Origin of the sequence: Acidovorax sp. PRC11, assembly GCF_031844105.1 — a bacterium.
Lineage (GTDB): Bacteria > Pseudomonadota > Gammaproteobacteria > Burkholderiales > Burkholderiaceae_C > Paracidovorax.
In genome coordinates, this window is the sequence record NZ_JAUZUQ010000010.1 from 64,373 (window position 1) to 86,118 (window position 21,746).

Below are 21,746 nucleotides of genomic sequence, written 5' to 3' on the forward strand. Positions count from 1 at the left end.
TTCAGGGATTGCGGACCACCGGCTCCACGCTGGATCCGGTTCGGAAGGAATACCACGGCGCTCCATCGCGCGAGCGTGCGGTCAAATCGACGCTGCGCGACACGCGCATCCAGATGCCGTCCGCCATGGGCACGCGGGCCTCCATGCGGATGCGCCGTACCGCGGAGCTGTCGAGGAACGCCCCGTCGAGCGCGGTCATGTCCACACCGGGTTCGCCCGCATCGCGCTTGGCAGCGATGGCCGATGCGGCCGCGGCGTTTCCGCCCGCCAGTATCGTCAGCACTTCGACGGGAGCGGCCAGGGGATTCACCAGCCCCCGACCCCGCAGGTCGGCCGTGACGAAGGGGAAAAGTCTAGCATAGAGGTCGTAACTGATACCCGGCACCTTGAGCAGGTCCTCCTCGGCCTCGAAGCGCTCCTGCAGGCCGGTAGGCCCCCGCTGCTCGCGCAACTGCACGGTCGCCTGCGCCAGCGCTTCCGCCTGGGCCGCTGGCAGCCCGCCCGCCACCGCATAGGCCTTCGTAAGCAGCGGCACCGAGGCGCTGTTGATGTCGATGAGGCCGTTCAGCGGCATGGCCCGGACCTGCATGACGACACCCCGGTACTGGATCTCGGATTGCAGCATGTGGTTGATGGGCGTGTTGTTGGCGACGATGGTCTGCAGCGCCACCTGGATGGCGGCGTCGCCCAGGGCCTGCGCCTGGACGTCCTGCCGGGCGAGCGCCATCATGCGCGCTTCCTCCCGGATGGTGCGGGTAACTCCAGTAACGATGATGGCGAGGGACGCCACGATCCAGAGGACGGCGATCAGGACCATGCCGCGCGCCGGGCGGCCGGCACGGGGGTGCGCCAGGGCGGATCTCATTGGCTGCCTCCGAACACCGCGCCGCCCATGGACGAGTCGCTGCCTGGCAATGTGCGCATCGGCACGACGATGTCGGGCCACACGTCCGTGGCGCTGCGGATCTGGAAGGAGACACGCTGCGGCAGCCGGTCGGTCAGCGTCCAGGGCGCACCCCACTGCGGAGGTTCCGGGACCGCATCCTCGAAGCGGATCTCGAAGCCGGTGACGGCGGGCACGAGCACGTAGCTCTCCGCCCTGCTCCAGTCCGGCGAACCCCCATCCTGCGTGAAGGGCAGATAACGCAGCACCAGGGCCTGTCCGCCCGTCGCGTCCTCCAGGCCGAGATGGAACAGGTAGCGGCCGCCCGCGCCGTAGCGCGCCGGCATCACACCGAGCCACACCATTTCCTGCGGCCGGCCCAGGAAGTAGTACGGGCTCTCGTCGATCGCGATCGTGCCCAGGCGCTTGCGCAGGGAGACGCGGCCCAGCACCGAGCGCAGGAAGTTGTCCGCCACGCGCAGCTCGTCCACCTTGCGCAGCCGGGCGTCCACGCGCTCTTCCGTCTGCGCGGTGGTGCGCAGGGCGGAGCCCATGGCCAGCATGACGAGCGACAGCAGCGAGATCACGACCAGCAGCTCCACCAGGGTGAAGCCTGCCGCGGCGGGCCGGGCACGGGATGCGCGTGCCATCAGCTGCGCCCCGCTTCCGGCGGCCTGCGCTGGGGGCGCAGGGTGCTGACTTCGAAACTGCGGGTGCGCGTTCCGTCCGACCAGGTGATCAGGATGTTCACCTCGTGCAGCGGAGGAATGTTCGGCCCCTTCACGTCGGTGGCGAAGGGGGCGCTGGCGATCTGCCATTGGTAGCCGCCGGACTCGCCGGACTGGTTCCAGCCCTGTTCGGGCACGGCGTCGCGCAGGGACAGGAGGGACTGGGCCAGCACGACGGCGCGCTGGTAGCGGTCCACGTCGGCCACGCTGCGGGCGGAGCCGCCCATGGCGCGGTAGAGCATGCCCAGCGACAGCGCCATGATGGCGAACGCCACCAGCAGCTCCAGCAGGGTGAGGCCCCGCTGGCCACGTGGCCTGCGCGGGCTCATCGGGTGAGCGCCTCTTGCGTGACCCGGCCGGAGAGCCAGTCCACCCGCAGCCGGGTGCCCACGCCGGGTGCGCGCAGGATCTCGATGCTGCCGCCCGTGGCGCCGCCGCTGGGCAGGAAGCGGATGGAGGCGCGGCTTTGCGGGTCCATTTCCGTGCTCGCGACGATGGCGCGCAGTTCCAGCGGCGGGGGGAGCGGTTTCATCGCGGCGCCCACGCCGTAGGCGCGGTTGCGCAGGTCCACCGAGAAGCGGACCTCTCGCCCTTCGGCCATCGCCGTGAAACGGGCGGAGCGCATCTGGCTGGAGATGGTGCGGACGGCATCGCGGTAGGCCGCCGCTTCGCGCAGGCGCTCGAAGGCGACGGGCGCGAGGCCCACCACGAGCGCCATGATGGCGAAGACGACCAGCAATTCAACCAGCGTGAAGCCGCGCTCGCGCCGCATGGCAGAACCGCAGGAGACCGGAAGGATCAGGGCTTGTTGCGGATGTCCGCAGCCTCGCCCTCGCCGCCGGGCGCACCGTCGGAGCCCAGCGACAGGATCTCGATGCCGCCGTTCGGGCCGGGGCTGGTGTAGCGGTAGGGGTGGCCCCAGGGGTCGGACGGCACGCCGCCCTTGAGGTAGGGACCGGCCCAGCCGTTCACGGAGCCGGGACGCTTGACCAGCGCCTCCAGGCCTTCTTCCGTGGTGGGGTAGCGGCCCACGTCGAGCTTGAAGAGTTCGAGGGATTTGTCCAGGTCGGCGATCTGCACGCCGGCCGTCTTGGCCTTGGCGCCGCCGAGCTGGCCCAGCACGCGGGGACCGACCAGGCCGGCCAGCAGCGTCAGGATGGCCAGCACGACCAGCAGTTCGATCAGCGTGAAACCGCGGGAGGATTTGCGTTGCATGGACGTGCCGGGAAGGCGGCGGGCAGGAAGGTGCGCCATGGAAGAGGGTTCCTTGGACAAACGAAAATTATACGGCGAGGTCATTGATGGACAGGATCCCGAGGAGGATGGAGACGATGATGGCGGCGATCAGCACGCCCAGCACGAGGATGAGCACAGGCTCGACCAGCGTGAGCAGGCGTTTGATACCGGTTTCCACCTCCCGGTTCAATATGTTGGACAACTCCAGCATCATCTGGCCGATGCGCCCGGTTTCCTCGCCCACCCGGATCAGGTTGACCGCGATGGGCTCGAAGATGCCGGTGGCCGTGATGGCCTGGACCACCTTGCCGCCCTCCTTCACGATGGGCGCCACTTTGGAGAGTGCCTGCTGGAGCAGGGTGTTGTTCACCGTCTCGGTGGCGATGTGCAGGGCCGTGAGCATCGGCACCCCGTTGCCGAGCAGCGTGCCCAGGGAGCGCGAGAACAGCGTCAGCTGGTACTTGAGCGCGAGCGGCCCCACGAGGGGCATCTTCAGCAGGCGCGACTGCCACCAGAGGCGCCCTGCCGGGGACCGGGCCCAGCGCCGCACGAGCAGCCCCAGCCCGAGCACCACGATGCCGATGAAGAGGCCGTAGCGCGTGAAGGCGTGGCCCAGGCCCATCACCAGTTGCGTGGGCAGGGGCAGCGCGTCGCCCATGTCGGTGAAGAGCTTCTCGAACTGCGGCACGACGAAACCGAGCATGGCGATCAGCGACAGCACCGCCACGCCCAGCAGGATCGCCGGGTAGATGGTGGCCGAGATGACGCTGTCGCGCAGGGCCCGCTGGCGCTCCATGTGGGCGACGAGGCGCTCGAGCACGGCGGACATCTGGCCGCTCGCCTCGCCGGAGCGGATCATGTTGATATAGAAGTCGCCGAACAGGTCCCGGTGCTGCGCGAGCGCCCGGCTGAGCGGCGTGCCGCCCTTCACGGCGTCGAGCACGCCCTGCAGCAGCGCGGCCATGCTGGGCTTGTGGCTCATGTCGATGAGCACCCGCAGGGCGTTGTCGAGCGCCAGGCCGGCGCGCAGCATGATGGAGAGTTCCGTGGTGAGCGCGAGCACGTCCGCCTGCTTGACCGGGCCCTTGCTGCCGCGTCCGCGGGGCGCGGGGACGACGCCGGCGGCAGCAGCCGGTGCCGCGGCGCCTTTGCCCACGCTGCCCGCGCCGCGCGCGGGGGCCGCGGCAACCGGAGGCGCTCCCGCGGCATCGCTGATGCCCAGGGGCGTGAGGCCCTGGTCGCGCAATTGCTTGAGCACCTGCGCCTCGCTCGGCGCGGTCTGCCGGCCCTCGACGACCTTGCCGGATGCGGCGACGGCGCGCCAGGCGTAATCAGGCATCGCCCTGGTCCTGCGTCACGCGGCCGAGTTCGTCCAGCGAGGTCACGCCGGCCGCGACCTTGCGCAGGCCGTCCTCGTAGAGGTTGAGCATGCCGCCCTGCGCCGCGAGCGCGTTGAGGGCATTGGCGTCCTTGCCGTCGATGATCGCGCGGCGCATGGGCTCGTCGAGCACGAAGAGTTCGTGGATGCCCGTGCGCCCGCGGTAGCCCGAGCCGCGGCAATGCTCGCAGCCGACGGCGCGGTAGATCGCCTGGCCGAAGCTGCTGAACCGCCCCAGGCCGGTGCTGCGCCGCACCTCGTCGCCGGGTTCGTAGGGCTCCTTGCAGTGGCCGCAGAGCGAGCGCACCAGCCGCTGGGCCAGCACGCCGTTGACGGACGAGGTGATCAGGTAGCCCTCGACGCCCATGTCCTTCATCCGGATCACGGCGCCCGCGGCGGTGTTGGTGTGCAGCGTGGAGAGCACCAGGTGGCCGGTGAGCGCGGACTGCACGGCGATCTGCGCGGTCTCGCCGTCCCGCATTTCGCCGATCATGATGATGTCCGGATCCTGCCGCAGGATGGAGCGCAGCGCGTTGGCGAAGGTCAGGTTGATCTGCGGATGGACCTGGATCTGGTTGATGCCTTCCAGCTGGTACTCCACCGGGTCTTCCACGGTGATGATCTTGTTGGATTCCGCATCGATCTTGGACAGCGCCGCGTACAGCGTGGTCGTCTTGCCGGAGCCCGTGGGCCCGGTGACCAGCAGGATGCCGTGCGGCTTGGCGAGCAGCATGTTGAAGCGCTCGAGCGTGTCCTTCTCGAAGCCCATGGTCTCCAGTTGCAGGCGCACGCTCGCGCGGTCCAGCACCCGCATGACGACGCTCTCGCCGTGCACGGTGGGCACGGTGGAGACCCGCAGGTCGAGTTCACGCCCTTTGACGCGCGTCTTGATGCGCCCGTCCTGCGGCAGCCGCCGCTCGGCGATGTCGAGGTGGGCGAGCAGCTTGACGCGCGAATTCACGGCCGCGCTCAGGCGCGGCGGCACCAGCTCGCCCATCTGGATCACGCCGTCCACCCGGTAGCGCACGTGCAGGCCGTCGTCGAACGGCTCCAGGTGGATATCCGAGGCGCGCAGATCGATCACTCGGCCGATGATGGCGTTCACCAGGCGGATGACCGGCGCCTCGCTGGCGAGGTCCTTCAGGTGCTCGACGAAATCGCCGCCGTCGGCACCGTCGCCGAAGCCATCGTCGCCGTCCGCCTCGTCGCCGCCCTGCTCCTGCGGTTCGGCCAGGGCCTTTTCGATGTCGCTTTCGAGCGCGAGGTGCGGCACGATGGCCATGCCCGTCGCGAGGTGCAGCGCCTTGACGACGAAGGCATCCTGGGGAACGGCCATCGCCACGCGCAGGCGGCCGTCGTCCGCCGACAGCGGATAGACGTGGTTCGCCTGCAGGAACTCCGGCAGCATGCCTTCCACTTCGGGCATGAGGCTCGGGAAATCGGCCGCGGCGATGATCGGGATGTCCATCTGCCGGGACAGCGCCTGGAGCACGTCCGATTCGGACACGAGCCCCAGCCGCACCAGCACGCGGCCCAGCAGCCCGCCCATTTCCTGCTGCGCCGACAGCGCACGCTCGAGGTCGCGCGCGCTGAGCTTGCCCGACTGCACCAGCAGGTCGCCGATCAGCGGACGCTGCACGGCGACCTCGTCGGCGGTCGGTTCGGTACGTTCGGGAAGGATGGTGGTCGTCATGGAGATGCTGGAAAAGCCCTGCTCGCGGGCAGGCGCCCCGAGGCATGGAAGCCGGGCGCGAATCCCTTAAGTGTAGCCTTCCGGTCCGCACCGCCGGCACGGGCGGCCAGTGACGTACAGTCGCAGGGCCCGCGACCTGCCGACCCTTCGAATGCCTCCACAGAACGCTTCCTTCCGCCCCACTCTCCTGCATGCCGCGGTGGCCCTGTCGGCGGCGGGCGTGATCGTCGCGGGCATGGCGGGAGTGCGGATGTGGCGCGTTCTGGTGCCTGCACAGCCGCCATCGCACCCGGAGCGCATGCTGCTCGCTCCCATGATCGGCATCCAGGAGCCCTGCATCTGGGCCACGCCGGCCCTGCCCGGTTTCGAAGACCTGCAGGCGCAGTGCAGCGGCGCCCAGGGTTCGGCGGCGGCGCTGGTGGAGTCCACGCTGCAGCCGCTGCAGCCTGCCGCGGCGGCGGGCACCCCGGTGGAACTCGGCTACACGCTGCCCGTACCGCTGCTGAAGCTGTTTCGGCAGGAGGCGGGCGGGGAATGGAAGATCGACACGGAGATCGTGAACCGCCTGGTGCGGACGCTCCGGGATTCACCGCGCCCGGCCATCCTCTATCTGTTCTCGACGCACTTCTCGTCCCAGGCGCCCATCGAGACCGCGCTGGCGGCGGACCCGTCGAACATGGCCCAGACGCGGGACGGCCCGCTCGGCATGGACGACTACTACGACTCGAAGGTGTTCAACTGGTCGTTCGCCACCACCGGCAACGGCCTGACCCGGCGCAGGACGCAGGCGATCGGCGCCGTGCTGGACGCGGCATGCCGGCTCGGACCGCAGGACCGCGCCAAGATCCGCGGCGTCACGCTGCTGGGTGAACTCCACCACCTGTTTCCCAACTTCCAGGCGGGCATGGGCTTCGACGGCGCCTACCGCATCACCGACTACAGCCGCGCGTCCGTCGAGGGCTTCCGGCGCTACCTGCAGACCGAGTTCGGCAGCGTGGACCGCCTCAACCGCGCGGTGGGCGCCGACTACGCGTCGTTCGGCGCGGTGGACCCGCCCTCGCGCGACATCCGGACCGAGCCCCTGCGCAGGTTCACGGAGCATATCGACGCGTTCGCGCACGGAACGCTGCCTATCTCGGGATGGGCGTACGTGCCCGGCCAGCGCCCGGACCGCCCCGCCCGCGTGCAGGTGTACCGCAATGGCGAGTTCGCCGGGCAGACCACCGTCCACTGGGGCCGGCAGGACGTGCTGGCGGCCAAGCCCGAATTCGGCGACGCGAACACCGGCTGGCGGCTGGACCTGGACTTCCGCCGCCTTCCGCCCGGCATCCACCGGCTGGACATCTTCCTGGAACGCCGGCCCGGCCAGCTGACCCCGCTGGGTACGCGCGACATCGCGGTCATGGACCGCGCGCAGAGCACGCCGCGGCTGTTGCCCCAGAAGCCCCTGCCCGCTTCAACGCCCGATGCCTCGGTGCAGGCCCACGTGGATTTCCCCCTGCCGTCCTCGTCGTACTACTACAACCCCCTGGTGCCGCTGTGGCACGCCTTCCGCGCACGGCAGGTGGTCGACTATCTGCGGTACTTCGACGGCGTGGTCGCCCGGTCGTGCCTGTCCGCCGTGCCGAGGTACACGCACCAGATCGTCCCGTTCTCCAACCCGAGCTGGGACGAGAACAAGTTCGCGATCCAGTCGTCATTGCGCCCACTCGGCGGGATCCGCCTGGGAGTGAGCCTGTACGGCGAGCCGACCTACGGGCATTCGTATTCCGACTGGCTGGCCCGGCGCGGCCCGGCGCGCTACGGGGTGACGGAGTTCCATCCCCTCAAGGCGCTGGACGCGGCCGCGATGGGCTCGGTGCTGCGCGAGCATGCCGGCCACGGCGCGGACTTCCTGTCGTTCTTCCTGGAGCCGCGCTGGCACGGCCGGCTGGTGCCCCGCGGGCACAACATCTTCTCGTTCGACCCGGACAACGCCCTGTTCGCCTCGGACCGCCTCTACCGGGCCACGCAGGAGACCCTGCAGCAGCCCGCCCCGCGCTGAGGCGCGCCGGTACCGGCCTGGCTCAGTCGAACACTTCGGCCTCGCGCAGCGCCACGCCCTGCCGGTCCTTCGCGGACAGGCTGGGCTCGCCGCCATAGCGCCAGTCGATGGCGAGGTCGGGATCGTTCCAGGCGATGCTGCGCTCGTGCTCGGGCGCGTAGTAGTCGGTGGTCTTGTAGAGGAAGTCGGCGCTCTCGCTCAGCACGACGAAGCCGTGGCCGAAGCCCGGAGGCACCCACAGCTGGCGCTGGTTGTCCTCGCTCAGTTCCTCGCCCACCCACTGGCCGAAGGTGGGGGAGCTGCGGCGCAGGTCCACCGCGACGTCGAAGACGGTGCCGCGCACGACGCGCACGAGTTTGCCCTGCGGCTGCCGGATCTGGTAGTGCAGGCCGCGCAGCACGCCGCGCGCGCTGCGGCTGTGGTTGTCCTGCACGAAGGCGTGGCGGCTGCCGGTGGCCTCTTCGAAGGCACGCTGGTTGAAGCTCTCGAAGAAGAAGCCGCGGGCGTCGCCGAAGACCTTGGGCTCGATGACGACGACGTCGGGGATGCGGGTGGGGATGGCGTTCATGGTGCGGTGGGTCGCGAGATGGGCCGACGGCGTATTTCAGCCGCCCAGCAGGCGGAGCAGGTAGGCGCCGTAGCCGCTCTTGGCCAGCGGCGTGGCGAGCCGCCGGAGCTGGTCGTCGTCGATGAGCCCGTGCCGCCAGGCGATCTCTTCCGGGCAGGCGATCTTCAGCCCCTGGCGGTGCTCCAGCGTGGCGATGAACTGCCCGGCTTCGAGCAGGCTCTCGTGGGTGCCGGTATCGAGCCAGGCGTAGCCGCGCCCCATGATCTCGACGTGCAGCGCTTCGCGCTCGAGGTAGACGCGGTTCAGGTCGGTGATCTCCAGTTCGCCGCGCGCGGACGGCTTGAGGCCGGCGGCACGCTCGACCACGTGCCGGTCGTAGAAATACAGGCCCGTGACGGCATAGCTCGATTTGGGTGCCTTCGGCTTTTCCTCGATGGAGAGCACTTTGCCGCTCTTGTCGAACTCGGCCACGCCGTAGCGCTCGGGATCGTGCACGTGGTAGGCGAACACGCTCGCGCCCTCCTCCCGCGCCATCGCGCTGCGCAGCAGGTCCTCGAAATCGTGCCCGTGGAAGATGTTGTCGCCGAGCACGAGTGCGCTCGGGCTGCCGTCCAGGAACTTCTCGCCGATGAGGAAGGCCTGCGCCAGGCCGTCGGGGCTGGGCTGCACGGCATAGCGCAGGCGGATGCCCCATTGGCTGCCGTCGCCCAGCAGCTGCTCGAAGCGCGGCGTGTCCTGCGGGGTGCTGATGACGAGGATGTCGCGGATGCCGGCGAGCATGAGGGTGCTCAGCGGGTAGTAGATCATCGGCTTGTCGTACACCGGCAGCAATTGCTTGCTGATGGCGAGCGTGGCGGGGTGCAGGCGCGTGCCCGAGCCTCCGGCGAGGATGATGCCCTTGCGTGCGGTCATGGTGCTGTGCAAATGGGTGAACGTCTCAGAGGATTTCCGCGAGCATGCGGGCGATGCCGTCCTGCCAGTGCGGCAGCGCGAGGCCGAAGGTGCTCTGGAACCTGCGGGTGTCGAGCCGCGAATTGTGCGGACGCACGGCGGGCGTGGGGAAGGCGCTGGTCGGCACCGCCGCGACTTCGCGCGCGGTGATTTTCAACTCGGGCCGGAGGCGCTGCGCCTGCTCGATCACGCAGCGCGCGTAGGCATGCCAGTTCGTTTCGCCGGCGGCCACCAGGTGGTAGAGGCCGGCGTCTTCGGGCCGCCGCTGCAGGTGGCGGACCGCATGGGCCGTGGCGTCGGCGAGCAGGTCGGCGCCCGTCGGGGCGCCCCACTGGTCGTCGATGACGGTCAGGCGATCGCGCTCCTGCGCGAGGCGCAGCATGGTCTTGGCGAAATTGCCGCCGCGCGCGGCGTACACCCAGCTGGTGCGCAGGATGAGGTGGCGCGCGCCGCTCGCCTGGATGCGCTGCTCGCCTTCGAGCTTGGTGCGGCCATAGACGGACAGGGGCGCGGGCGCGTCGGTCTCCACCCAGGGGCGGGTGCCGCTGCCGTCGAACACGTAGTCGGTGCTGTAGTGCACCAGCAGGGCCCCCAGGCGGGCGGCCTCTTCGGCCAGCAGGCCCGGCGTGGTGGCGTTGAGGGTGCGCGCGAATTCCGGCTCGCTCTCGGCCTTGTCCACCGCGGTGTGGGCGGCGGCGTTCACGATGACGTCGGGCCGCAGGGCGCGCACGGTGTCCGCGACGGACTGCGGCCGGGAGAAGTCTCCACAGTGCTCCGTGCTGTCGAAATCCAGGGCCGTCACCGTGCCCAGCACGGACAGGCTGCGCTGCAGTTCCCAGCCGACCTGCCCGCCCTTGCCGAAGAGAAGGATGTTCATGCGGCGGCAGCCTCCGCGGCGGGCGTGCGGTACTGGCGGTCGATCCAGTCGCGGTAGGCGCCGCTGGTCACGGCGCCCACCCAGTCGGCATGGGCGAGATACCACTCCACCGTCTTGCGGATGCCGGTCTCGAAGGTTTCCGCGGGCTTCCAGCCGAGTTCGCGCTCGATCTTGCGCGCATCGATCGCATAGCGGCGGTCGTGGCCCGGGCGATCCTGCACGTAGGCGATCTGGGCGGCGTACCGCTGGCCGTCCGCGCGCGGGCGCAGCTCGTCCAGCAGGGCGCAGATGGTCTGCACGATCTCGATGTTGGGCTTCTCGTTCCAGCCGCCCACGTTGTAGGTCTCGCCGGGCCGGCCGGCCTCCAGCACGCGCCGGATCGCGCTGCAGTGGTCGCGCACGTAGAGCCAGTCGCGGATCTGCATGCCGTCGCCGTAGACGGGCAGCGGCTTGCCGGCCAGCGCGTTCACGATCATCAGGGGGATGAGCTTCTCGGGGAAGTGGAACGGCCCGTAGTTGTTGCTGCAGTTGGTGGTGAGCACCGGCAGGCCGTAGGTGTGGTGCCAGGCGCGCACGAGGTGGTCGCTCGCGGCCTTGCTGGCGGAGTACGGGCTGTTGGGTTCGAACGCATGGGTTTCGGCGAAGGCCGGGTCCTGGGCGCCGAGCGTTCCGTAGACCTCGTCGGTGGACACGTGCAGGAAGCGGAACGCGGCGCGCTCGCCCTCGGGCAGCGACTGCCAGTGCTGCCGCACGGCTTCGAGCAGGCGGAAGGTGCCCACCACGTTGGTCTGGATGAAGTCTTCGGGGCCGTGGATGGAGCGGTCCACGTGCGATTCGGCCGCGAAGTTCACGACGGCACGGGGACGGTGCTCCGCCAGCAGGCGCCCGGCGAGATCGCGGTCGCCGATGTCGCCCTGCACGAAGACGTGGCGCGCATCGCCCTGCAGGGACTCGAGGTTCTGCAGATTGCCCGCGTAGGTGAGCTTGTCGAGGTTGAGGACGGGCTCGTCGCAGCCCGCCAGCCAGTCGAGGACGAAGTTGGCGCCGATGAAGCCCGCGCCGCCAGTGACCAGAATCATGGGATCGATTTCGAGTAGACGCCTTGCAGCGAAGCGCGGGATTATCCCATCGCGCCACCCGTCACCGTCACCAGGCGCACTGCCGAGCACCGCGGCGCGAAGGCCGGCGCTCTGGAATTACGCGCTCCGGGCCGCGCCGCGTAAGCCGTGAAGACCCCGCATGGTGCACTGCAAAAAGCCGTGGCGGCGCCGGCAGGTTAGAGTGGGTCGACGGAGTGGGGAAACCGCAGCGACCGGAGCCGCGCCAGGCAGGCGTTCCGGCGCGAGAACAAACAAATTCCGCCCACGGTACAAGGGAGGCAGAGATGGCAAAAAAAGCGCCGCGCCGCACAGCGGAGCGCATCCTGGAGACAACGCTGGAGCTGTTCAACCGCTTCGGAGAGCCCAATGTATCGACCACGGCCATCTCGGCGGAGCTGCGCATCAGCCCCGGAAACCTCTACTACCACTACCCCGCCAAGGATGAGCTCGTCACCGCGCTCTATGCGCGCTACGAGGCGGAGATGTCCGAACTGCTGGACGCGGCCGCGGACGTGCGCGACGTGGACGACGCGCGGGCACTGCTGCATTCGGTGCTGGAGCGCATCTGGCATTACCGCTTCCTCTACCGGGACCTGAACGATCTGCTGTCGCGCAACCGGCACGTGGAGACGCATTTCGGCCCGCTGCTGGCCCGCAAATCCCGCGCCGTGCGCACCATGCTGTGCGGCATGGAGCGCTCGGGCGCGCTGCGCATTCCGGCGGGCGACCTCCCCACGGTGGCCGAGCATTGCATGATGGCGGTGACCTACTGGCTGAGCTTCGAGTACGTGCGCGATCCGCGGCATGCCCTGGAGCCGGACAACGCCCAGGCCGCACTGCTGCGCGGCGTGCAGCAGGTGCTGGGCCTGCTGCATCCCTACCTCTGCGGCGGCCAGCGGGCCCAGCTGCAGGCGCTGGGCGAGAGCCACGCCCCGGCCGACGCCGCATGAACACGGATCCCGCATGAATACGAAGACGCACACCATGGAATCCTGGACGCCTTTCCCGTACGCCCAGGACTACGCCTTCACGGCCGGCGACGTCGCGCGCCGCTGGGAACGCCTGCACCAGGGGGACGCGGAGCCCTTGCCGCACGACCCCGCCGTGCTGGAGGCCTGGGCGCTGTTCCACGGCGGCCGCTTCGCGGAGGCCGCGCGCGCCGGCATGGCGGCCGGTGGCGCGGGCATCACCGTGGCGAACAAGGCGACGATCGTCTATGCGACCTACCTGGAGCCGAGCGAGGCACGGCGGCTGGAACTCTTCAGCCAGGCGGCCGAATGCGCCCGGCAGCAGGCGGCTGCCGAACCCGACAATCCGAACGCCTGGTTCTGGCACGCCTATGCGCTCGGGCGCTATGCCCAGGGCATCAGCGTGGCCCGGGCGCTCGCGCAGGGGCTCACCGGCCAGGTGCGCGCGGGGCTGGACCGCACCATCGCCTTGAATGCGCGGCACGCCGATGCGAGACTGGCGCTGGCGGTGTTCCATGCCGAGGTGATCGACAAGGTGGGGGAGATGGTGGGCAGCATCACCCACGGCGCGCGCCGCGAGGACAGCCTGCGGCTGTTCGACGAGTCGTTCGCGCTGCACCCGCATTCGGTGATCGGCCGCATCGAGCACGCCAACGCACTGCTCATGCTCGGAGGCGCGGCGCATGCCGCGCGCGCGACCGAACTCTACGAACAGGCGGCGCACGCCGACGCGGCGGATGCGGCGGAGCGCCTGGCCGTGGAGCTGGCGCGCATGGAACTCGACGACGGCGCCTAGGCCACGGCCCGGCGGCGTGGCGTGTCAGCTGCCGCCGAAGCGCTCCTCGGCGATGGCGAGGAGGCCTTCGAAGATCAGGTTCTCGATCAGGTCGAACGGGCGCGTCATGCTGGGCGCCATCTTCCAGCCCGCGCCGCCGGTCATCATGCAGGCAGGCTCTTCGCCGCAGTGCGCGGCGACGTGCTGCACCATGCGCTCCACGGCCCCGGCGATGGCATAGGTGCCGCCGCTCGTGAGCGCATCGCTGGTGTTGGTGGGAAAGGGCGTGACCTCGCCGGTGGGCACGTGCAGCCCCGCCGTGCCCGACTCCAGCGCGCGCAGCATGATGCCGTGCCCCGGCAGGATGAGGCCGCCGAGGAAGCGCCCTTCGGCATCGATCGCCTCGACCGTCACGGCCGTGCCGACCATCACCACCACCAGCGGGCGCGCGGCGCCCTGGCGCAGCAGCCGGTGGCGCGCGCCGATCATCGCCACCCAGCGGTCGGAACCCAGGCGGGTCGGGTGGTCGTAGCCGTTGACGAGGCCGGCCTCCTGCGTGGAGGGGACGACCCAGTGGGCCGGCACGTCCCACCACTCCATCTGCTCCATCACGCGCCGCCGCACGGCGTCCCCCGCCACCACGCAGCCCAGCATGTGCGTGGGCGCCGGCAACCCGGCCCAGGCGCTGTCCGCGAGGCGCTCGATGTGGTCGAGGAATTCGGCGCCATGGGCCAGGACGGCGGCGCCTGGCTTGGGAGCGTCGTACATCGCCCACTTGAGGCGGGTGTTGCCGACGTCGATGGCCAGAAAAGTCATGCGACGGATTATCACGAGTTTTACCGGCCAGCCGGCCCGGGGGCGGACGCCGTGGAGACATGCGGTGCGGCGCCCGCCCGCACCGGGATCGGGCCGCCGTCCGACACCGCGCGCGCGGACGGAAGCGCTACAGTGGTTCGCGCCGGCCCTGGCCGGTCGTTTTCCACACCACAACAAGGAGCCATGACATGGGACTTTTCAGCTTCGTGAAGGAAGCCGGGGAAAAATTGTTCGGAGGCAAGGACGCGCATGCCGCGCCCGCACCGGCGCCCGCCGCCGCCGCGCCAGCGGCCCCCGCCGCACCGAGCCAGGACCAGCTCAACGCCACGGCCGGCAAGGCGATCGAGACGTACATCGCGTCGCAGAACCTGGGCGTCGGCAACGTCAAGGTGGCATTCGCCGGCCCCGAGGGCAAGGTGACCGTGCAGGGCGAGGCACCGTCCCAGGCGGCCAAGGAGAAGGTCACGCTGTGCTGCGGCAACGTCTCGGGCGTGACGAGCGTGGACAACCAGATGACCGTGCAGAACGCCGAGCCCGAAGCGCAGTACCACGACGTGGTGCGCGGCGACACGCTCTCGGCCATCGCCAAGAAGTACTACGGCGACGCCAACAAGTACCCCCGCATCTTCGAGGCCAACCAGCCCATGCTGACGCATCCGGACAAGATCTATCCGGGCCAGAAGCTGCGCATTCCTCCGCTGTGATCGCGACGGACGGTGCCTGACCGGAAGGCGGTCGCGCCCCGCCCTTCCCTTGCTTCCCCTTGTTCCCGGTGGGCAAGGGCGGCGTGGCGCGGGACCCCGGTGCTCCCTCAGCCCTGCCGCCAGGGTAGCCCGCGGAACCGCCAGCCGCCCGTGCGGTTGCGGTGCCCGTCCGCATCCGCATCGCCCTCGAAGCCTTCGAGGATGTTGTAGGCCGTGATGCCCAGCTCGGTGGCGCGCCGCGCGGCCGCCACCGAACGCACCCCGCTGCGGCACAGCAGCACGGCCTGTCCGCCCTCGGGGACGGCGGCGCGCAGGGCGTCGTCGAAACCGGGGTTCACGGCCATGCCGGGATAGGTCTTCCAGGGAATGGCCACGGCGCCCGGCACGAAGCCGACCCAGTCGCGTTCGGCATCGGTGCGCACGTCCACGAGCACGGCGCGGCCGCCCTGCACCCATTCCCAGGCGAGCTGCGGCGACACGTCGCCTGCATAGCCTTCGGCAGGGATGGCGGCGGAAGAGGACGGAGAAGCATTCGAAGCGGTCATGGCCCGCATTCTGTTCCAGACCGCGGGGCAGGTCGAGGCCCTGCGGCGCCACGCCTGCATCAGCACCGGATCACCACCGGGGAGCGGGCTCGTCGCGCAGCCGGTCGCGCAGCGCGGCATAGTCCGGCATGACGGTGGCCACCGTGTCCCAGAAGCGGGGGCTGTGGTCCATGTGGCGCAGGTGGGAGAGTTCGTGCGCGACGACGTAGTCGATGACGGCCGGCCGGTAGTGCAGCAGCCGCCAGTTGAGGCGAATGGAGCCGTCGGCGCGTGCGCTGCCCCAGCGCGTCTGGGCGCTCGACAGCCGCAGGGTGCGCCACTGCACGCCCAGCAGCGGCGCGAAATGGTCCAGCCGGGCGGTGAAGTGGCGGCGCGCGTCGCGCATCAGCCAGGCCTGCACGGCATCCCGCACCTGCGCGGGGGTGGCCGCGCGCGGCAGTCCGACGTGCAGGCAGCGCCCGCCGTCCGGCCCCGGCACCAGTGCCCCGCCCTGCCCGCGGAAGCCGTGCGTCGGGTCCAGCACCACGGTGAGCGGCTCGCCGAGGTAGGGCAGCACGGCACCGTCGCCCCAATCGATCTGCGCATCCTCCTGGCGGCGCTGGCGCTCGCGCGCTTCCCCGAGCTTGCGCAGGATCCAGGCGGATTTCTCGCGCACGGCGGCATCCACGTTCGCCAACGACACCCAGCCGGGCGCACGCACCGCGAGCCCGTCCGGCCCGACCGTGAAGCCGATGGTGCGCCGCCGCGAGCGCTGCAGCGCATAGGCGACGAGCGCATCGCCCAGCACCACTTCGCGGCTCGCGGCGGGATGGCGGAATTCGACGGGGACGGGCCGCGCGTCCGGCGCCGGCGCCGGCGCCGGCGCCGGCGTCCGCATGTCCGGCCCGGCGCTGCGGCTTCCGGGACGGGCCGGCGCGGGCCCGCCCTGCGGAGCCGCGGGCGGCGCGGCGAAAGGCGCACGTGGTGCCTGTGGCTCCGCGGGCCCGGACGGCACGCCGCCGCCACCGAAGAAGTCCAGCGCGAGCTGCACCAGCCGCTGCATCACGGCTCCGTGCGGGCGGCTCCGTAGGCTTCGGGATCGAGGCGGCGCATCTCGGCCTCGATCCAGGCCTCGACCTCGGCCATCAGTTCATCGGGCTTGCGCCCGGCGGAGGGAATCGGGCGGCCGATGGACACGTCCACCGTGCCGGGCCGCTTGACGAAGGCCTTGCGCGGCCAGACCTTGGCCGAAGTGACGGCCACCGGCACCACGGGCACGCCGGCCTCGATCGCGAGCCGGGTTCCGCCGCTCTTGTACTCGCCTTTCTCGCCGCGGGCCGTGCGGGTGCCCTCGGGGAACATGATGACCCAGGTGCCCCGGGCCAGGAGGGCGCGGCCCTGCTGCAGCACCTTCACGAAGGCGCGCGCGCGCTGGGTGCGGTCGATGTGGATCATGTCCAGGCTGCCGATGGACCAGCCGAAGAACGGGATCTGCAACAGCTCCTTCTTGAACACGTAGGCCAGGGGGCGCGGCATGATCGCCGGCATCAGGAAGGTCTCGTAGGTGGACTGGTGCTTCACCAGCAGCACCACGCCCTGACCCGGGTCCCGCGGCAGGTGCTCCATGCCGGTGATGCGGGTGCGGATGCCCATGATGACGCGGGCCGCGTCGGTGCTGAGCTTGAGCCAGGCGCGCGCGATGCGGTAGCGCACGTGCGTGGGCGCACCGAACAGCCGGACCACGAGGATGGCGAGGGTGTAGGGGACCACGGTGAGGGCCATCCAGAGCAGATGGAGAACGGAGCGGATGAAGGCCATGCGATGCGGAGTGAGGGAAGGAGGGATGCCGGGAGTGTCGGGCCGCGGGCCGGAAGCGCCCGGAGCCGCGGGGTGGTGGAAGGAAGGCCGGGCATCGGCCCGGCGCGTGCGTCAGCCTCCGCCGGACGGCGGCTTCGCGGGGGCGGCCAGGACGTGGTCCGCGAAGGCCGCGAGGCCCGCATGGTGCAGCGTGCCCGGCGGCCAGGCGCCGGTCGCGCCGGCACCCGCTCCGTGCACGCCCACGGCATGCAGGCGCGCGCCGATGGCCGCACCGGCCTGCAGGTGCTCGGGGCAGCTGCCCACCACGACCACGTCGCCGCCCTCCACGCCGTAGCGTTCGCGGATCTGCTCCATCAGCCCCGGTGCGGGCTTGCGGCAGGCGCAGCCCTCGTCGGGGGCGTGCGGACAGTAGAAGATGGCCTCGATGCGCCCGCCCGCGGCGGCGAGCATCCGGTGCATGCGCGCATGGATGGCATTGAGCGCGAGCACGTCGAACAGGCCGCGTCCCAGGCCCGGCTGGTTGGTGGCCACGGCCAGGTGCCAGCCCGCATGGCTGAGGCGCGCCACGGCTTCAAGGGCACCCGGCACGGGCACCCATTCGTCGGGCGAGGAAATGAAGCCCTCGCCGGGAGCGTTCAGCGTGCCGTCGCGGTCGAGGATGGCGAGTTTCATGCGCGCGATTATGGAAGATGCGGCGCCGTGCCGCCGGGGCCGGCGGGCACGGTGGCGCTCCAGCCCGTGGCATAGAGGCCGCCGAAGCGGCCCCGCGCCCACTGCAGGCGCAGTGCCTGGCCCGGCTGCCAGCCTGCGGCGGCGTCCGGCGGTAGCGTCGCCTGCCGCAGCAGCAGCGGCGGCGGCGCGTCGGCCCCCCCGCCCTGCCCCGCGCCGCCTCGGGCGCCTTCACCGGCCGCCCAGCGCAGCACCACCTGGGTGCCTCCGGGCCCGCGCAGGCTGGCCGGCTGGGGACGCGTGCCGGCGACGGTCACGCGGGCCTCGGGCAGCGGCTGCAGCAGGCGGGCGTCCCAGTGGCGCAGGGCGAGCGCCATGGCGCCGGCGGCGCAGGCCAGCACCCACAGCCCCAGGGCGATGCGGCGTGCGGCCGGGCGGCCCCAGTGGCGCGCCGCGCGGCGCAGCAGCCAGCCGGTGGCGGCCAGGACGGCCGCACCGGCACCGAAGGCGGTGAGCGCCCATGCCGGGTCGCGGGTGCCGTCGAAGGGCGCGAGCGGCCACACGGCGGGACCGGGCCAGCGGTCGGCGTGCCACTCCAGCAGCCAGCGCAGGCCCACGACCGCCGCGGGCGGCGCGAACAGCCACCACGCGGTGCGGGTGGCCCCGTCCGGGGCGGCGGTGGGAGGCATGGCCGGAGTCCGTGGTCGCTCGCTCTGCGCGGGGAACGCCGCCGTGCGCTCAGGCGACGGCCAGGCGCGAGAGGTCGGCCACGCGGTTCATCGCCACGTGCAGGCTCTGCAGCAGGCCCTGGCGGTTGAGGCGCAGGTCCAGTTCCTCGGCATTGACCATCACGTCGTCGAAGAACGCATCCACCGGCGCGCGCAGCACGGCCAGCGTCTGCAGGCTGCCCGTGTAGTCGCCGCGGTCATAGAGCGCGTCGGCCTCGGGCACGAAGCGCTGCAGCGCGGCGTACAGGTCCTTTTCGGCCTGCTCGCGCAGCAGCTCGGGGTTGACGTGCGCATCCACGTCGCCGGCCTTCTTGAGGATGTTGGTGACGCGCTTGTTGGCCGCGGCGAGCGCCGGGGCCTCGGGCAGCGCGGCGAACGCGCGCACGGCGGCGAGCTGCTTGCCGACCAGGGCCAGGCGCTGCGGGCGCAGGGCCAGCACGGCATCGACTTCCTGGGCGCTGTAGCCCTGCTCGCGCAGGCTGCCGGCCAGGCGGTCGTAGATGAAGTCGGCCAGCGGCGCGGTGGCGTCCTGGATCTTGTCGCCGAAGGCGGGCAGCGCGCTGTGCAGCAGGGTTTCCAGATCGAGCGGAAGTTCCTTCTCGACCAGCATGCGGATCACGCCCAGCGCATGGCGGCGCAGCGCGAACGGATCGCGGTCGCCCGTGGGCAGGTTGCCGATGCCGAACATGCCCACCAGGGTTTCGAGCTTGTCGGCCAGCGCCACCACCACGCCCACGTCGCCGCGCGGCAGCGTGTCGCCCGCGAAGCGCGGCTTGTAGTGGTCTTCGATGGCATCGGCCACGGCCGCGGGCAGGCCATCGGCCTGGGCGTAGTAGCGGCCCATGGTGCCCTGCAGTTCGGGGAATTCGCCCACCATGTCGGTCACGAGGTCGGCCTTGGCCAGCTGCGCCGCCTGGTCGGCGTGGCGGGCCAGCTCCACGTCGCCGATCTGCTGCGCGATGGCACGGGCGATGGCGCGCACGCGGTCCACGCGCTCGCCCTGGGTGCCGAGCTGGTTGTGGTAGACCACCTTGGCGAGCGAGGCGACGCGGGATTCGAGCGTCTTCTTGCGGTCCTGGTCGAAGAAGAACTTGGCGTCGGCCAGGCGCGGGCGCACCACGCGCTCGTTGCCGCCGACCACGGCGCTCGCGTCATCCGGGCGGATGTTGCTCACCACCAGGAAGCGGTGCGTGAGCCGGCCTTCGGCGTCGAGCAGCGGGAAGTATTTCTGGTTGGCCTTCATCGTGAGGATGAGGCATTCCTGCGGCACTTCGAGAAATTCCTTCTCGAATTCGCAGACGAGCACGTTCGGGCGTTCGACCAGGGCGGTCACCTCGTCGAGCAGCGCATCGTCCTGGATGGGGTGCACGCCGCCACCCACCTGCGCGGCGGCGGCCTGCAGCTGGCGGACGATCTCGGCGCGGCGCTCGGCGAAGCCGGCGATCACGGCGCCCTCTTCGGCCAGCTGCCCGGCATAGCTGTCGGCGCTGCGCAGCACCACCGGGTCCACGGCCGCCTCGAAGCGGTGGCCGTGGGTGGCATTGCCGGCCGTGAGGCCCAGCACCGAGACGGACAGCAGCACCTCGGTGCCGTGCAGCGCCACGAGGCCGTGCGCGGGCCGCACGAAGCTCACGCTCGTCCAGCCCGGCTGCTCGCAGCCCGATTCGAGCTGGTAGCGCATCACCTTGGGGATGGGCAGCCTGGCGACGGATTCCTGCAGCGCCTTCTGCAGCCCCTCGGACAGCGTGGCGCCGCGCGCGGTGCTGTCGAGGAACAGCGCCTCGGCCTTGCCGTCGGGTGCGCGGCGCAGGCCGGCCACGGCGGAAGCGTCGGCGCCCAGGGCGGCGAGCTTCTTGAGCAGCGCGGGCGTGGCGTTGCCGGAGGCGTCCAGGCCCACCGTGACGGGCATGAGCTTCTGCGAGACGGCCTTGTCGGCCGCCTGCGGCGCGACTTCGGTGATGTGGGCGGCCAGGCGCCGCGGCGAGGCATAGGCCGTCAGGCGCGAGGCGGCGGAGGCGAGGCCCTGGGCCTGCAGCTGCGCCAGCAGTACCTGGGCGAAGGCGTCGCCGAGCTTCTGCAGGGCTTTCGGGGGCAGCTCTTCGACGAACAGTTCGACGAGAAGGTTCGGATGGGTCATGGTGGTGTGTCTCTCGGTCCGCAGGGCCCGCCGCTTCAGGCGGCTTCCTTCTTCTGCTGCTGTTGCTGGCCGGCCTTGGCGATGTCGGCCAGCACTTCGTCGGCCCAGGCGCGGGGCGCCATGGGGAAGCCCAGGCGGGCGCGGCTGTCGAGGTAGCTGCGGGCCACGGCCCGGGCCAGGTTGCGGATGCGGCCGATGTAGGCGGCCCGTTCGGTCACGGAGATCGCGCCGCGCGCATCCAGCAGGTTGAAGCTGTGCGCGGCCTTGAGCACCTGCTCGTAGGCGGGCAGCGCCAGCTGCTGCTCCATCAGGTACTGGGCCTGCTTCTCGTGCGCCGCGAAGGCGGTGAAGAGGAAGTCGGCGTCGGAGTGCTCGAAGTTGTAGGTGGACTGCTCCACCTCGTTCTGGTGGTAGACGTCGCCGTACTTGAGCGTGTCGGTCCAGGCGAGGTTGTAGACGTTGTCCACGCCCTGCAGGTACATGGCCAGGCGCTCCAGGCCGTAGGTGATCTCGCCCGTGGCGGGCTTGCAGTCGATGCCGCCGACCTGCTGGAAGTAGGTGAACTGGGTCACTTCCATGCCGTTGAGCCAGACTTCCCACCCCAGGCCCCAGGCGCCGAGCGTGGGGTTCTCCCAGTCGTCTTCCACGAAGCGGATGTCGTTCTTCTTCAGGTCGAAGCCGAGGGCCTCCAGCGAGCCGAGGTACAGCTCCAGGATGTTGGCCGGCGCGGGCTTCAGGACCACCTGGTACTGGTAGTAGTGCTGCAGCCGGTTGGGGTTCTCGCCGTAGCGGCCGTCCTTGGGGCGGCGGCTGGGCTGCACGTAGGCGGCCTTCCAGGGCTCCGGGCCCAGGGCGCGCAGGAAGGTGGCCGTGTGCGAGGTGCCCGCGCCCACTTCCATGTCGTAGGGCTGCAGGAGCGCGCAGCCCTGGGCGTCCCAGTACGACTGCAGCTTCAGGATGATTTGCTGGAAGGTCAACATGCGTGTGTGTCCTGGCGGCCGGGGGCGGCAGGCAGCAGGCGAGCCGCCATCCCGGGCGCGGTCTGGAAGATGGCCGCGCAGCGCGCGGAACCGGGGATTCTACGGGGCCGCGCGGCGGAGCCCGGCGCACGGCGGGCACGGACGGCCGCGGCGCCCTGCGCCGCAGGCC

The 21,746-nt window shown here is 70.8% G+C and carries 23 protein-coding genes; 4 read left to right on the top strand and 19 right to left on the bottom strand.

Features of this window, described 5'->3' with window-relative positions; translation table 11 throughout:
• Position 1: 1 nt before the first annotated feature.
• Genes Q9R47_RS13185 through gspE form a run of 7 tightly spaced genes read right to left on the bottom strand, consistent with a single transcriptional unit; the run spans position 2 to position 5,918 of the window.
• On the bottom strand, positions 2–865 hold the full coding sequence (locus Q9R47_RS13185; RefSeq protein WP_311233656.1) for a type II secretion system protein GspK: 864 nt from the start codon (positions 863–865) through the stop codon (positions 2–4).
• A complete protein-coding gene (locus Q9R47_RS13190) occupies positions 862–1,533 on the bottom strand; it encodes a prepilin-type N-terminal cleavage/methylation domain-containing protein (RefSeq protein ID WP_311233657.1) in 672 nt (223 codons plus the stop codon). Before Q9R47_RS13190 ends, Q9R47_RS13185 begins: the two co-directional genes overlap by 4 nt.
• The gene (locus Q9R47_RS13195; protein WP_311233658.1) at positions 1,533–1,940 is read right to left on the bottom strand and encodes a prepilin-type N-terminal cleavage/methylation domain-containing protein; all 408 of its coding nucleotides are present in this window, start codon (positions 1,938–1,940) and stop codon (positions 1,533–1,535) included. Before Q9R47_RS13195 ends, Q9R47_RS13190 begins: the two co-directional genes overlap by 1 nt.
• A complete protein-coding gene (locus tag Q9R47_RS13200; RefSeq protein WP_311233659.1) occupies positions 1,937–2,383 on the bottom strand; it encodes a GspH/FimT family pseudopilin in 447 nt (148 codons plus the stop codon). The genes Q9R47_RS13195 and Q9R47_RS13200 overlap by 4 nt, the downstream gene beginning before the upstream one ends.
• A 26-nt stretch (positions 2,384–2,409) precedes the next feature.
• On the bottom strand, positions 2,410–2,865 hold the full coding sequence (gspG, locus tag Q9R47_RS13205) for a type II secretion system major pseudopilin GspG (RefSeq protein ID WP_311233660.1): 456 nt from the start codon (positions 2,863–2,865) through the stop codon (positions 2,410–2,412).
• Between the two features lie 28 nt (positions 2,866–2,893).
• Positions 2,894–4,186 (bottom strand): type II secretion system F family protein, encoded by a 1,293-nt coding sequence (locus tag Q9R47_RS13210; protein WP_311233661.1) that lies wholly within the window; start codon positions 4,184–4,186, stop codon positions 2,894–2,896.
• Positions 4,179–5,918, bottom strand: a complete 1,740-nt coding sequence (gspE, locus tag Q9R47_RS13215; RefSeq protein ID WP_311233662.1) for a type II secretion system ATPase GspE — start codon at positions 5,916–5,918, stop codon at positions 4,179–4,181. Before gspE ends, Q9R47_RS13210 begins: the two co-directional genes overlap by 8 nt.
• A 151-nt stretch (positions 5,919–6,069) precedes the next feature.
• Between gspE and Q9R47_RS13220 the strand changes: the two genes are divergently transcribed.
• Positions 6,070–7,962 carry a hypothetical protein gene (locus Q9R47_RS13220; RefSeq protein WP_311233663.1) on the top strand — a complete coding sequence of 631 codons (1,893 nt, stop codon included), beginning with the start codon at positions 6,070–6,072 and terminating at the stop codon, positions 7,960–7,962.
• Between the two features lie 22 nt (positions 7,963–7,984).
• Here the strand turns inward: Q9R47_RS13220 and rfbC are convergent, their stop codons facing one another.
• The 4 genes from rfbC to rfbB are packed head-to-tail and all read right to left on the bottom strand — an operon-like array spanning position 7,985 to position 11,437.
• The gene (gene rfbC / locus Q9R47_RS13225; RefSeq protein WP_311233664.1) at positions 7,985–8,530 is read right to left on the bottom strand and encodes a dTDP-4-dehydrorhamnose 3,5-epimerase; all 546 of its coding nucleotides are present in this window, start codon (positions 8,528–8,530) and stop codon (positions 7,985–7,987) included.
• A gap of 36 nt (positions 8,531–8,566) precedes the next feature.
• Positions 8,567–9,442: a glucose-1-phosphate thymidylyltransferase RfbA gene (rfbA, locus tag Q9R47_RS13230; RefSeq protein ID WP_311233665.1), complete on the bottom strand. Its 876-nt coding sequence runs from the start codon at positions 9,440–9,442 to the stop codon at positions 8,567–8,569.
• 25 nt (positions 9,443–9,467) lie between these two features.
• Positions 9,468–10,358, bottom strand: coding sequence for a dTDP-4-dehydrorhamnose reductase (gene rfbD, locus Q9R47_RS13235; RefSeq protein ID WP_311233666.1), 891 nt, complete (start codon positions 10,356–10,358; stop codon positions 9,468–9,470).
• Positions 10,355–11,437, bottom strand: a complete 1,083-nt coding sequence (rfbB, locus tag Q9R47_RS13240) for a dTDP-glucose 4,6-dehydratase (RefSeq protein WP_311233667.1) — start codon at positions 11,435–11,437, stop codon at positions 10,355–10,357. The genes rfbD and rfbB overlap by 4 nt, the downstream gene beginning before the upstream one ends.
• A 305-nt stretch (positions 11,438–11,742) precedes the next feature.
• Here rfbB and Q9R47_RS13245 point away from each other — a divergent pair, with 305 nt between their 5' ends.
• Together Q9R47_RS13245 and Q9R47_RS13250 are read left to right on the top strand one after the other, a co-directional pair.
• Positions 11,743–12,408, top strand: a complete 666-nt coding sequence (locus Q9R47_RS13245) for a TetR/AcrR family transcriptional regulator (RefSeq protein ID WP_311233668.1) — start codon at positions 11,743–11,745, stop codon at positions 12,406–12,408.
• Positions 12,409–12,442: 34 nt separating this feature from the next.
• Positions 12,443–13,222 carry a hypothetical protein gene (locus Q9R47_RS13250; protein WP_311233773.1) on the top strand — a complete coding sequence of 260 codons (780 nt, stop codon included), beginning with the start codon at positions 12,443–12,445 and terminating at the stop codon, positions 13,220–13,222.
• Positions 13,223–13,246: 24 nt separating this feature from the next.
• On the opposite strand, the gene Q9R47_RS13255 is transcribed toward Q9R47_RS13250, so the two are convergent.
• A complete protein-coding gene (locus Q9R47_RS13255) occupies positions 13,247–14,017 on the bottom strand; it encodes a type III pantothenate kinase (RefSeq protein WP_311233669.1) in 771 nt (256 codons plus the stop codon).
• 188 nt (positions 14,018–14,205) lie between these two features.
• On the opposite strand from Q9R47_RS13255, the gene lysM reads away from it, so the two are divergent.
• On the top strand, positions 14,206–14,721 hold the full coding sequence (gene lysM / locus Q9R47_RS13260; protein ID WP_311233670.1) for a peptidoglycan-binding protein LysM: 516 nt from the start codon (positions 14,206–14,208) through the stop codon (positions 14,719–14,721).
• Between the two features lie 107 nt (positions 14,722–14,828).
• Here lysM and Q9R47_RS13265 read toward each other — a convergent pair whose 3' ends face one another.
• The 7 genes from Q9R47_RS13265 to glyQ form a co-directional block, all read right to left on the bottom strand.
• Positions 14,829–15,275: a rhodanese-like domain-containing protein gene (locus Q9R47_RS13265; RefSeq protein ID WP_404977141.1), complete on the bottom strand. Its 447-nt coding sequence runs from the start codon at positions 15,273–15,275 to the stop codon at positions 14,829–14,831.
• Between the two features lie 61 nt (positions 15,276–15,336).
• Positions 15,337–16,308, bottom strand: coding sequence for a SprT family zinc-dependent metalloprotease (locus tag Q9R47_RS13270; RefSeq protein WP_311233671.1), 972 nt, complete (start codon positions 16,306–16,308; stop codon positions 15,337–15,339).
• On the bottom strand, positions 16,308–17,063 hold the full coding sequence (locus Q9R47_RS13275) for a lysophospholipid acyltransferase family protein (protein ID WP_311233672.1): 756 nt from the start codon (positions 17,061–17,063) through the stop codon (positions 16,308–16,310). The genes Q9R47_RS13270 and Q9R47_RS13275 overlap by 1 nt, the downstream gene beginning before the upstream one ends.
• A gap of 111 nt (positions 17,064–17,174) precedes the next feature.
• Positions 17,175–17,735, bottom strand: a complete 561-nt coding sequence (gmhB, locus tag Q9R47_RS13280; RefSeq protein WP_311233673.1) for a D-glycero-beta-D-manno-heptose 1,7-bisphosphate 7-phosphatase — start codon at positions 17,733–17,735, stop codon at positions 17,175–17,177.
• 8 nt (positions 17,736–17,743) lie between these two features.
• The gene (locus Q9R47_RS13285; protein ID WP_311233674.1) at positions 17,744–18,421 is read right to left on the bottom strand and encodes a hypothetical protein; all 678 of its coding nucleotides are present in this window, start codon (positions 18,419–18,421) and stop codon (positions 17,744–17,746) included.
• Between the two features lie 49 nt (positions 18,422–18,470).
• Positions 18,471–20,597 (bottom strand): glycine--tRNA ligase subunit beta, encoded by a 2,127-nt coding sequence (gene glyS, locus Q9R47_RS13290; RefSeq protein ID WP_311233675.1) that lies wholly within the window; start codon positions 20,595–20,597, stop codon positions 18,471–18,473.
• A 35-nt stretch (positions 20,598–20,632) separates the two neighbouring features.
• Positions 20,633–21,577 carry a glycine--tRNA ligase subunit alpha gene (gene glyQ / locus Q9R47_RS13295; protein WP_311233676.1) on the bottom strand — a complete coding sequence of 315 codons (945 nt, stop codon included), beginning with the start codon at positions 21,575–21,577 and terminating at the stop codon, positions 20,633–20,635.
• Positions 21,578–21,746: the final 169 nt, after the last annotated feature.

Coding starts and splice junctions, on each gene's coding strand:
- rfbB (WP_311233667.1), bottom strand. CDS start 11,437: ATGATTCTGGTCACTGGCGGCGCGGGCTTCATCGGCGCCAACTTCGTC.
- Q9R47_RS13195 (WP_311233658.1), bottom strand. CDS start 1,940: ATGAGCCCGCGCAGGCCACGTGGCCAGCGGGGCCTCACCCTGCTGGAG.
- Q9R47_RS13220 (WP_311233663.1), top strand. CDS start 6,070: ATGCCTCCACAGAACGCTTCCTTCCGCCCCACTCTCCTGCATGCCGCG.
- Q9R47_RS13275 (WP_311233672.1), bottom strand. CDS start 17,063: ATGGCCTTCATCCGCTCCGTTCTCCATCTGCTCTGGATGGCCCTCACC.
- gmhB (WP_311233673.1), bottom strand. CDS start 17,735: ATGAAACTCGCCATCCTCGACCGCGACGGCACGCTGAACGCTCCCGGC.
- Q9R47_RS13210 (WP_311233661.1), bottom strand. CDS start 4,186: ATGCCTGATTACGCCTGGCGCGCCGTCGCCGCATCCGGCAAGGTCGTC.
- Q9R47_RS13265 (WP_404977141.1), bottom strand. CDS start 15,275: ATGCGGGCCATGACCGCTTCGAATGCTTCTCCGTCCTCTTCCGCCGCC.
- rfbA (WP_311233665.1), bottom strand. CDS start 9,442: ATGACCGCACGCAAGGGCATCATCCTCGCCGGAGGCTCGGGCACGCGC.
- Q9R47_RS13245 (WP_311233668.1), top strand. CDS start 11,743: ATGGCAAAAAAAGCGCCGCGCCGCACAGCGGAGCGCATCCTGGAGACA.
- Q9R47_RS13250 (WP_311233773.1), top strand. CDS start 12,443: ATGGAATCCTGGACGCCTTTCCCGTACGCCCAGGACTACGCCTTCACG.
- Q9R47_RS13185 (WP_311233656.1), bottom strand. CDS start 865: ATGAGATCCGCCCTGGCGCACCCCCGTGCCGGCCGCCCGGCGCGCGGC.
- gspG (WP_311233660.1), bottom strand. CDS start 2,865: ATGGCGCACCTTCCTGCCCGCCGCCTTCCCGGCACGTCCATGCAACGC.
- Q9R47_RS13190 (WP_311233657.1), bottom strand. CDS start 1,533: ATGGCACGCGCATCCCGTGCCCGGCCCGCCGCGGCAGGCTTCACCCTG.
- rfbC (WP_311233664.1), bottom strand. CDS start 8,530: ATGAACGCCATCCCCACCCGCATCCCCGACGTCGTCGTCATCGAGCCC.
- Q9R47_RS13200 (WP_311233659.1), bottom strand. CDS start 2,383: ATGCGGCGCGAGCGCGGCTTCACGCTGGTTGAATTGCTGGTCGTCTTC.
- glyS (WP_311233675.1), bottom strand. CDS start 20,597: ATGACCCATCCGAACCTTCTCGTCGAACTGTTCGTCGAAGAGCTGCCC.
- Q9R47_RS13270 (WP_311233671.1), bottom strand. CDS start 16,308: ATGCAGCGGCTGGTGCAGCTCGCGCTGGACTTCTTCGGTGGCGGCGGC.
- glyQ (WP_311233676.1), bottom strand. CDS start 21,577: ATGTTGACCTTCCAGCAAATCATCCTGAAGCTGCAGTCGTACTGGGAC.
- gspE (WP_311233662.1), bottom strand. CDS start 5,918: ATGACGACCACCATCCTTCCCGAACGTACCGAACCGACCGCCGACGAG.
- lysM (WP_311233670.1), top strand. CDS start 14,206: ATGGGACTTTTCAGCTTCGTGAAGGAAGCCGGGGAAAAATTGTTCGGA.
- Q9R47_RS13285 (WP_311233674.1), bottom strand. CDS start 18,421: ATGCCTCCCACCGCCGCCCCGGACGGGGCCACCCGCACCGCGTGGTGG.
- Q9R47_RS13255 (WP_311233669.1), bottom strand. CDS start 14,017: ATGACTTTTCTGGCCATCGACGTCGGCAACACCCGCCTCAAGTGGGCG.
- rfbD (WP_311233666.1), bottom strand. CDS start 10,358: ATGAACATCCTTCTCTTCGGCAAGGGCGGGCAGGTCGGCTGGGAACTG.